This window comes from Acinetobacter sp. YH12070, from assembly GCF_013419625.1.
In the GTDB taxonomy this organism is placed as follows: domain Bacteria; phylum Pseudomonadota; class Gammaproteobacteria; order Pseudomonadales; family Moraxellaceae; genus Acinetobacter; species Acinetobacter amyesii.
In genome coordinates this window covers 1-7,368 of record NZ_VOZT01000091.1, presented here as the reverse complement: position 1 = coordinate 7,368, position 7,368 = coordinate 1, and the positions used below count along the sequence as shown (strand labels likewise).

Genomic DNA, 7,368 nt, shown 5'->3' with positions numbered 1-7,368 from the left:
TCTTTTTAATGGATTTATTTGGGATAAGACCTAAATTTCGCATAAGAAATTTTATGTTAAATGATTGTTAGAAATGCCCCTTGATCGAGGCATTTTCTATAAAGAATACTAAAAACTAATTAAAGCCAACCAAGTTTCAAAACAAGGCAGTTCTCAGCAATCATATTTTTAAATTATATAACTCCCAACTGAGCTTTTGCTCCAACGATAAGGCTTTCATTTTGAGTTTCTAAGGCAAATAAACCATACATCAAAGGAGAGGCCGCTGCTCTTTCTAAAGTCTGTTCATATAGTTTATTCCAAACTTTACCCCCTAGTTTTTCATACTCGATGATTAGAGTTTTGAGGCTTTCTTCTCCAAACAAAGTTACATGCCCAGCAAAATCAATCGCTGGGTCATCTATATGGGCTGTTGACCAATCAATAACGCCTGAAACAGCTCCATCCTTTGAAGCTAGTACATGCCCAGCATATAAATCGCCATGTATAAATTGGGTGAAATCTGCCCATAGAACATCATTATCCAACCATTTTCTGTAGCGGGTTTCCAATTGCTCACTTATACCAATTTCAGATTTTACTAACTGCAAATTGTTTGCTATTTCAGGTCTTAAATCTGAAGGTTTCATAATTTTCAAATCATTTTCCCGAACTTCTTTTTCAGGAATACTATGGATTTCAAATAAGGTTTTTGCCAAAGATGTTATGTATTTCGGGCTATCTTTGTCCATATTCCAAATTATTTCATAGGTTTCAGCATCCAAATTTAAAACAGGATTATCTTTAAGTATGGGATAAGCCACTAATTCTGTAGATGAAATTCTCCAATCAGGAACCTCTACAGAAAGATGTTTTTTTACCAATTCTAAAATGCGTTTTTCTTTCTTGATTTGTTCCCTCATGCCATCACGACGAGGAATACGCAGCAACCATTGTTGCCCCTTTGTATCAAGAGCAAAAACGACCTTAAAATCAATGCCCATTTCATTGAAATTCATTTTGTCCGTAAGCAACAAGCCGTGTGCTTCAGCAAGTGATTGAATATCTTGAATTGTCATTTTTAATTTCCTTTAAAGAGTTCAATAATTAATGTTCGGATTAGATTGGCTATCATTAACAATCTCTCTCAAAAGTCTTGATGATTTTGTGGTCTTTGATCTCGTAGATAATGTCAGCAATATTATCGACCAATTGCTTGTCATGAGATACGAAGATAATAGTTCCTGCATAGGACTTCATCATTGTTTCTAATGCGGCAATACTTTTTAGGTCAAGATAGTTTCCTGGTTCATCCATAAGCAAAATATTATATTTTCCTAAAAGCATTTTGGATAAAAGCAGTTTGATGATTTCACCTCCCGATAAGTCGGATAAGTTTTTTTGAATATCATTCGCTCCGATCCCCATTGAAGCCAATACTGCACGAATTTCCGCAACTGTGTACTCGCACTCTTCCTGCATAAAGGAGAGCACAGATTTATGCGTGTTAAATTTATATCCTGTTTGTGTAAAGTAGCCAATTTCAGCTTTTGGAGATATGGTTAATCCATCAGCACGTTCTGATATCATTTTTAACAAGGACGTTTTCCCTGTTCCATTCGATCCAGTTATAGCGACTTTAGCGCCAAGCGGTATTATAAAGTTAGCGTCATCAAAGATAGTACGGCTACCAAATTTTAAGCTCAGACCATCTGCCGTAATCGGGAACTTATTGTGCAGTTCTAGGGCTGAACTTTGACGAAAACGAATAGAACGCAAATGCTCTGGTGCTTGAATATCTTCTAATGCAGCCAAACGCTTTTCCATACTCTTAGCTGCCTGATACAGTTTTCTTTGCTTGGTGCCAGTCATTTTTGCATGCCCAAGTCGTCCAGCACTTTCGGTAGAGTTTTTGGATTTTTCTCCTTTTTTCTTATTGTCTAATCGATTAGCTTGCTGGCGTTTTTCTTGCACAGCAGATTCTAATCGCTCCCGTTCCTTCATCATCAGCTCATATTCTACGGCTTGGTGTTGTCGCTCTTCTTCTTTTTGACGCAAGTAATCCGAGTAACCACCCCAATATTCCGTAATTTTACCGTCTTTTAACTCCCATATCTTGTCTACAACCATATCAAGAAAATATCGGTCATGACTGATAACAAGTAATGCTCCATCAAATGCTTTAAGTTGACCAATAAGTAGATCTATTCCATTGAGATCAAGGTGGCTGGTTGGTTCATCCGCTAGAATGCCATGTACTTGTTGGGAAAATGCGGCAGCAATTTTTGCACGAGTTTCCTCTCCGCCACTCATTGTGTCGTTTTGTACATTGGAAACACCAAGGCGAGATAACATTGCCCGGTCTTCGACCGTTTCTATTTCGATTCCGCCCAGTTGGCTGATATGTGCAAAATCACCAAAACGCTGTAATGTCGCTTCGGCTAAAACAATTTCGCCATTAAGTACTTTGAGTAAACTACTCTTTCCTGCTCCGTTATCACCCACAAGACCAATACGGTCATAAGAGTGAATTTCCAATTCATCAATATCCAAAACATCACGCCCAGCATAATCCAAGCGTATGTTTCTCGCTTTAATAATTAAACTCATTTTTATTTACTCCTGTTTAGCTCTTGAAATTTTTTATGCAGCAAACAGGATTTAGGTGAAAACAAAAGCTAGCATCACAGTGTCCTCCCAAAAAAAAAGCTATTCATCCACAGGGTGGACAAATAGCTAGTCAATTAAGTTATAACTGGAAACTATGCACTAAAAGCATACTTATAAATTAAGCATACTTTTACTTTATATATCCGCATATATTCTTAAAGACACAACAAAAGCCCACCATTATAAAATAGTGTCACTATGCAAATAGTTGTGTCTTAACGAATGCGGATAGAATGCATAAACTTACCTAAAAAATAAAATTCAGTTTTATGATAACTTTACTGTTAAAAGAAGTCTAGACAACCTTGTTTTATGCTTGGATATAAGGCTTATTTTAAAATAATAGTAGTGAAGATTTTCTAAAATTAACATAATACACCTTATACGAAATACTGTTTTTTATTCGATATAAATCATAAACTTATACTAAGACGTTCCAGGGTTCAGCGCACTGGAACGGCTTTTTTGTGACTATTCACGTTCCACGCCTATTCTTTGATCAATGTTTCACGGTTTTAATTAAATAAACTGAATAATTCAATCTGCACGATTTAAGCGATTATCTTGAATAAGATCATCCAATTTATCTTCTAAATCTTCAATCTTATATTTGAGCGATAAAATAGAATTTTTTAAACGCTCATTTTCAGGAGCATCAGGATTTTTTAATTGATTAAAAATTTCTAATAATTCGTTGCGATTAGTGCTTAACCTTTCAATGTCACTTTCAATAGCCATTCTTGGTGTCCACAGAGCAAGTAAACTTTGCTCATAGTCTTTGAGTTCTTGATGGCTCATTGCATCTAATTCAGCTCTAGTTTTCATGGTTTAAAATCCGTCTTGCTATGAAGAGCTTTAAAAATCCGCTTTGCTGTTTCCTCTCTTACACTTTTCGGATCTCGTAAGATGCCACTAATCCAAAGGGCAAAACTAGGATAGTCCTGGAAGTTACTTAGGTCTGATAGCTCAGAAAGTTTAGATAAAATAGCACTGTACTTGTTAATTTGAGCATCAGACAGGTTGCAGAATATATCTATTGTTTTTGGATCTCGCTCAGGAGCTATTAATTTTGGCTTAGATTTTTCTTTCACAGTGAACTTAAAGCCGACAACAGAACGTCCTTTTTTAACTGGACTATAGTCAACTGTTACATCGGTAAATTCATTAATTTCATCTAATGAGCTCTTCAAAACTCTTCGTTTTAAGTTCCTCAAATCTCTATAAGATTCTGGTAAACCAAACTCTGTAAACATTTCATCTAGCGTTAATTCAAAGCCATTTTTTGCCTGATTTTTTTTCGCTAAATGGTAAAAGTCTATTGAGTAGTCTTTTTTTAATTTTAGAACTACATCTTTTTTATAACGAGTGTATGGATTGTATTTATCTAAAATTTTCAACATCACCAAAACAATAGATGTAAACCTTAAAGATATCCCTGCATCTTCATAAGTAGCATCAATTACCCAGTTAGAGTAGACCTTTTTCCCCCTATCATTAACGTATGAAAAGGACCGATCTACTAGTTTTTTTGACGCATTTTCAATTTGTTTATAAGCAGAATTGACTTTGATACCACAGTCATCAGCAAATTGTTGAGCAGATATTAAGATTTGATCTTGTTCACTTGCATCGATATTTCTAGCAATCGGAGAAGCCATAATTAAAATTCTTTTTTCATCTACAGACATGCTTTTAAAGCATTCAGTAACTTTGTTTTGAATAGCCATTGTTGTTACTGGATAAGATTTATCATAACTATTTTCTTTATTCATTCAGATATCAAACCTTATAAAAAATGAACATGATTTTTGTACCCTTATGAGAAAACAATGTACACCAATAAACATAAGGGTACAATAATTTATTTGTACCCTTTATCATGCTATTTGTACCCTTTAATCATGCTATTTGTACCCTTTTAAACGATAAAATCATGCTATTTGTACCCTTTATCATGCTATTTGTACCCTTTTAACGCTTGAAACTATTGCTGCATAAGGTTTTCAGAGGGTCTAAAAGCTTTTAAAAGCTTTTTAAAAGAATAAAAGGGAATTTATTTCCAAAGTGAGTTATTAAAACTGCCCTTGGTACTCGCTAAAGCTCGTACTCTATTGAAGCTCGTTTCACTCGCTTCGTGGGGGCAGTTTTTTGCATATATGATCAAGGATTCAAAAAGCAAAACATGAATAATGCATTCGCTATGCTCATGCTTTTTGACGAGCAAAAGCATCAATACTTCGCTCGTAGACACTCGCTAATCACTGTCCCCAGTAATTCAATAAAAAACGGTTTTTCAGAGGGGGAATAAGCAACCTTTCGTTGTGTCGCTCGTAGACACTCGCTAAAAGGCTCTCATTTGCGTTCTAAGCGATTTTATTTTTATCAACTATAGTTTTACTGTATTTCTATCAAAAGTCGCTAAAACCCCCGTTTTTTTGCGCTTAAATGGGATTGCTAAGGCGTGTAGTCATGGTTATTGTCATTTTCTGGCTTTTTAGGCTCATTTCTCTGCTGTTTTTCTTGTTCTTGGCGTCTTAAAAATGCCAAATGTTCTTGTTGCTCTCGTTCTTGTGCATAGCGTTGTTCTTGTTGCTCTCGTTCTTTACGTAACTGCTGTTCTCTAGATTCACGATCTTTTCGGTCGTTTTCGAGCTGTATTGCTATTTTTTGGGAAAACTCTTGCTGCGCTTCGGTCTCAATTTTTTTTGTAAAAGCCGCATGCAATTCTTGGATTTTTAGATCTTCCATTTCTTCTGCATATAGTCGCTTTTGTTTTTCACCATTTTGAGGACTAAAGTATTTATTTCCATAGTTATCTTCTTCAAATATATAACTATTTATGATCTCCAGTCTTTGATCGCGTACATACTCTTGATACTCAGTTTCTCTGCGTGATATTTCAGAAATTTGATGATCTATATTTGAAATTTGATCATTAAGTTTTCGTTGTTTAACAGTGATGTTCGGTTCGTCAAGTTTTGCAAAAGACTTTTTAGGCTGGAGCAGCTGATTTTCTTCTGTCCATTTATTTAAATGATCAGAATATCTCTCTTTTTTTTCTATTTCACTAAGACCAGAAATATGCTTTTGGATGTCTAGTTGGGTGTTGTGTTGGTCGATCAGGTCATTTATTTGATTGATCCATTTTGTTTTAAAAAATAAAGGCTCTTTTTTGCGTAGTTCTGATATTGCAGAACTCATCGTGTCTAATTTTGTTGTTAATTTTGATAATTCTTCATTTTGGAATTCATAAAGTTTCTGAGAAGTTTTTTCTGAATACTCAGCTTGAGAGTATTGAAACTGAAGCTCACTTCGTACTTTTTGAACAAGATCCTCAGATACTTTGATGTTTTCATCCAGTGCGATGACCTTTTTGATTTTTAAATTACGTAGCTTAATTTCATCATTTTTCAGACTAATTTCTGTAAATATCCCTCGTCTCCGGAGGTATGTCGCTTGAGGACCTTCGTGCTGAGTTGCTTCTAGGTCACTTTCCTGGTCTTCATAACTTCTGTGATCGACACGTTCATCAAATCCATTTTGTTCCAGGTGATGATTGCATAACTCTGCAAATGATTCTCTCCAGTGGCTTACAGTTTCTGTGCCATTGTCACGACTGAAGTCCCTATATTTTTTTGCTGAAAAGCCACCCTGCTCATTAATACTTCGGGTTGTGAACATGATGTGTGCATGGTAGTTGCGTTCATCACTTCCACTGTCTGTATGAGGTGCATGAATAGCAGCATCAACGATGACACCGTATTTTTTAACGAGGTTTCGGCAAAGTTCATTGAGCATATTTTCACGCTGTTCAGCGTTTAACTCACTGGGAAATGCAATCTCAAACTCTCTTGCAAGTAATGCATCTTTTCTACGTTCAACCTTTTCGACTTCATTCCAAAGTGTTTGGCGCTTGAGTAACTCAGTATTTGTATTTTCAGGTGCATAGATTTTTGTAAATTCGACACCAGTTTTTCTTGTGTAGTCTTGTTCTTTTCCATAAAAATCGCATACCAATTTTTCACTTGAACGATATGCAGCACAAGCAACGGCCGATCGTCCATTACCTCTACTAATCGTTTTAACTGAAAAATGATATATCGCCATTTTGCTTTTGCTCTTTATTTCGATTTATCGAAATTACCAACATGTATATGTTGGTCAGGGGATTACAAAGGGGATTTACCCCTTGTCGCACCATTGGATGAAATCCAATGGCTAAGTGCGCCCTTCGGGAAAACCAAACCACGATAGCATGGGCTGTCTTGAATTTCAATTCAAACAGACCTATGCTTGAGGGGGATTCCTTGAGATGGTGATGGTATGAGTGTTGAAACTTTAGAGCAAAAAATTGCAAAGCAAGAAGAACGATTAAGACAACTAAAAGCACAAAAACAAGCTATTGCTGCTCGTGAAAAAAAGAAAGTTTCTGATCAGCAACGTAAAGATGATACGAGACGTAAAATTCTACTGGGAGCTTGGGCTTTAAATAAATTAAAAAATGATGAATCGTTTAAACAGCAATTAGCCGATTTTGAGCAATTTTTAAATACGGAAAATAAGACCGAAGAAAATAAGCAGAAAGATAAAGATCTTTTTAATGGATTTATTTGGGATAAGACCTAAATTTCGCATAAGAAATTTTATGTTAAATGATTGTTAGAAATGCCCCTTGATCGAGGCATTTTCTATAAAGAATACTAAAAACTAATTAAAGCC

The 7,368-nt window shown here is 35.5% G+C and carries 6 protein-coding genes; 1 reads left to right on the top strand and 5 read right to left on the bottom strand.

From position 1 onward, the window contains the following. Positions 1 to 173: 173 nt before the first annotated feature. The 5 genes from FTU17_RS16335 to mobQ form a co-directional block, all read right to left on the bottom strand. A complete protein-coding gene (locus FTU17_RS16335; protein ID WP_000155092.1) occupies positions 174 to 1,058 on the bottom strand; it encodes an Mph(E) family macrolide 2'-phosphotransferase in 885 nt (294 codons plus the stop codon). 55 nt (positions 1,059 to 1,113) lie between these two features. Then, a complete protein-coding gene (gene msr(E), locus FTU17_RS16330) occupies positions 1,114 to 2,589 on the bottom strand; it encodes an ABC-F type ribosomal protection protein Msr(E) (protein ID WP_000052512.1) in 1,476 nt (491 codons plus the stop codon). 597 nt (positions 2,590 to 3,186) lie between these two features. Beyond that, a complete protein-coding gene (locus tag FTU17_RS16325) occupies positions 3,187 to 3,474 on the bottom strand; it encodes a hypothetical protein (protein ID WP_004728627.1) in 288 nt (95 codons plus the stop codon). Next, a complete protein-coding gene (locus FTU17_RS16320) occupies positions 3,471 to 4,421 on the bottom strand; it encodes a replication initiation protein (protein WP_004728629.1) in 951 nt (316 codons plus the stop codon). Before FTU17_RS16320 ends, FTU17_RS16325 begins: the two co-directional genes overlap by 4 nt. Positions 4,422 to 5,103: 682 nt before the next feature. Beyond that, positions 5,104 to 6,756, bottom strand: coding sequence for a MobQ family relaxase (gene mobQ, locus FTU17_RS16315; RefSeq protein ID WP_018680086.1), 1,653 nt, complete (start codon positions 6,754 to 6,756; stop codon positions 5,104 to 5,106). A 216-nt stretch (positions 6,757 to 6,972) separates the two neighbouring features. Here mobQ and FTU17_RS16310 point away from each other — a divergent pair, with 216 nt between their 5' ends. Then, entirely contained in the window at positions 6,973 to 7,275 is a 303-nt protein-coding gene (locus FTU17_RS16310; RefSeq protein ID WP_018680087.1) for a hypothetical protein, read from the top strand. Positions 7,276 to 7,368: the final 93 nt, after the last annotated feature.